The organism is Vibrio sp. 10N.261.52.A1, from assembly GCF_002876325.1.
Classification (GTDB): Bacteria; Pseudomonadota; Gammaproteobacteria; order Enterobacterales; family Vibrionaceae; genus Vibrio; species Vibrio chagasii.
This window is the reverse complement of the sequence record NZ_MCYD01000687.1, coordinates 1,504-4,085: the sequence shown is the minus strand read 5'-3', so window position 1 is coordinate 4,085 and position 2,582 is coordinate 1,504. Positions and strand designations below refer to the sequence as shown.

Sequence of the window (2,582 nt, the reverse complement as noted above, 5' to 3'; positions counted from 1 at the left end):
CCACCAAGAGACAAACCCGCAATCGAGACGTAACCCAAAATTTCAGCAAGCCATGGGAATTCGTCTGTCCAACCCACAAGCACCATCATGCCGTCAGCCATCGAACCGACAACAGTATTGATAGACGGAAGCACAGCACCAAATACAGCAGCGCGGACGGCAAACCATACAGACTCCAATCGCTTCCATTGGTCAGTCATAGCACTCGCCATTTCTTCAGCTTTTGACATGCCCTCAACTTTACCTAGTTGTTCAATGCTTACAGCTAACCCATCAGTATCAGCCATGAGCAGCTTGATCATGCTTACGGCTTCTTCTGAACCAAATGCTTTTTTCAAGTCGGCCGCTTCTACCACACTCAAGGTGTCACCATATTGGCCTTTCAATTTATCGAGAATATCCAGCATAGGCAGCATCTGACCTTGGCTGTCAGTAAAAGATACATTGAGTTTGTCTTGAGCATTGGCGACCCCAGCTAGGAACGCTTTATATTTAGTCCCCGCTTCACTGCCGCTCATTGTGGCTTGCAACGTACCTAATATTGCCATTTGTTCCGACATCGCAATTCCTGCCGATGTAGCATTAGCACCCACACTAGTGAAAGCGCTACTCATTTCACTACCCGTGGTCTTGAACCTTTGCACTGCACTGGCAGTCATGCCTGCTACCTGATCCACCCATTCACTTTTACCCATTCCTATGGCTTGATTTTTAAATATTCCATACATGGTGCCCATGTAATTAGTAATAGTAGCGGTGTCAGCTTTAGTCGCGGCAGCAAGCACACCCGACGCTTTGGTAAACTGAGAAAGCTCCTCACCGTTTAACCCCGCAATAGCGGACTGAATATCATAAGACGCACCAACAAACTCCGTCGCTGACTTACCGTACTTGGCAGAAAAGTCGAGAGCGGTCGCTTGCAATTGCTTTAATGCATCCTCAGCAACCCCAAGTGATTTCACCTCACCTAGTTTTCTGTCCATTTCGATGGCAGGCATCAATGCATTCTGGATAGCAAAGCCAGCCGCGACCAAACCCGCACCACCTGTCGCCATGTTTTGCATGCCTTGCTTGCCTACTTCCATGGAAGATTGCATTTCTTTGGTAATGCCTTGCAGTGGTTTGGTTACTTGGTCAACCAAAGCCACGTGCATTAAAAGCTTTTCCATACTCATGCGTAATGTTGCCTCTACCTACTAAACAATCGGCTAATTGCGCTCATTACTGCTCTTTCTTCACGTTCGAACTGGTGTTTATCCAACCAGATAGCGCGACTTAAACTTTGTTCGTCATCAGGCTCACTGGGTAAAAAGTGACGACGCAGGGCAAAGGCTTGTTCAAGTGGGTTCTCTTCAATCCTCTTTGCCCTGTCGGTTATTTTTTTAGTGTGATTTCAATGCCACCTTTAGAGGCATTACTCACGGTGGCATACAGCTCAATGGTTAGGCCGGGAACACTATCCAGCAACTCGGTCAATGCCGCTTTCTGTTCCGGTTTAACCGTACGAGTTAAATACGTGTATGCAGGCGCCACCTTATTGTTTGGCATCATGTCATTGGTGTAGTTGTTCGCGTCTTGCACCGTTGGGGTAAATTCGAAGTCCGTGTCACCGATAGTGACTTCTACAGGTTTTGAGGCAAAAACAGGTTTAGTCATTGTCATCTCTCTTGGTTTTTTCGTGCTTAGCACGCCATTGCAAATAATCTTCAGCTTGCTGAGCGCATTGACTCAACGCCGCTTTTAATTTGGGTAAATCTTCACTGGCGGTGATTAATGGGCTAGTGCCTCGAATTTCCGGTTTATGACAAGACACGATCAGCCCCGCAGGCGGTAACTTCACCACCACTTGAGTCGCAACCCACTCAGTACGGTTCGCGCAACCGGTCAACAACATCACTAGGCCAAGACCTTTGATAACACTCTTCATCAACAAGTTGGCGTCGCAGCGTTTCAATGTCTTCATTGAGCTTTCCTTCTCTCGTGCTGTGTAACCTTGCTCTCTCTACCAGTAAATGATTCGCATCGCTGTTTTCTTGGGTTAGGGTTTCAATGGTTGCTTGGCTGATCTGATTGGTTGACAAAGCGCTTTCTAAACGCGTCTTTAAAGCCGCTAACTCAGACTGACTCACTTTCAACATCAACCACATGGCCCCCATGGCAATCCCCACAACGACAATCAGTAGCCACTTCCCCCATTTAATGCTTTTAAATGGCAAGGCAGCGATCACGTTCTTTTTCCCTGCGGTCAATTAAACCTTTCAACTTCACGCCTCCGCCATATACCCATCTAGGTAACTCATGGCACGCTTTGATAAAGTCACCCCGTTTAATAAAACGGTAAATCTGTGTTTCACTGCCATCCCGGTTTCGCATAAATCGAGTGCACCCGGTATTAAAGCTAAAAGAGGTGAAGGCGTCGAACTGACCTGGTGACATCTGTTTGCCAGAAGCGACTTCTGCCCGACTGATACACTGTTCAGCTTGTTGTAGGTTCTTCACCCAATCTGTGGCGATTTGCTCTAACGACACCACTTGGTCTTTCACATCATGAGTATTACCAATACCATTCGTTGCTAACCCTG

4 protein-coding genes are annotated in these 2,582 nt (G+C 47.1%); all 4 read right to left on the bottom strand.

Annotated features, from left to right (window positions below; translation table 11 throughout):
* Positions 1 to 1,175 (bottom strand): phage tail tape measure protein (locus BCT81_RS13415; protein ID WP_102424735.1); only part of this gene is annotated, 1,175 nt, incomplete at its 3' end.
* Positions 1,176 to 1,374: 199 nt separating this feature from the next.
* Entirely contained in the window at positions 1,375 to 1,656 is a 282-nt protein-coding gene (locus BCT81_RS13410; RefSeq protein WP_102424733.1) for a putative phage tail assembly chaperone, read from the bottom strand.
* The gene (locus BCT81_RS13405) at positions 1,649 to 1,963 is read right to left on the bottom strand and encodes a hypothetical protein (protein ID WP_241908201.1); all 315 of its coding nucleotides are present in this window, start codon (positions 1,961 to 1,963) and stop codon (positions 1,649 to 1,651) included. The genes BCT81_RS13410 and BCT81_RS13405 overlap by 8 nt, the downstream gene beginning before the upstream one ends.
* Positions 1,964 to 2,205: 242 nt before the next feature.
* The coding region (locus BCT81_RS13400) for a lysozyme (protein WP_157938868.1) at positions 2,206 to 2,582 on the bottom strand (377 nt) is incomplete at its 5' end.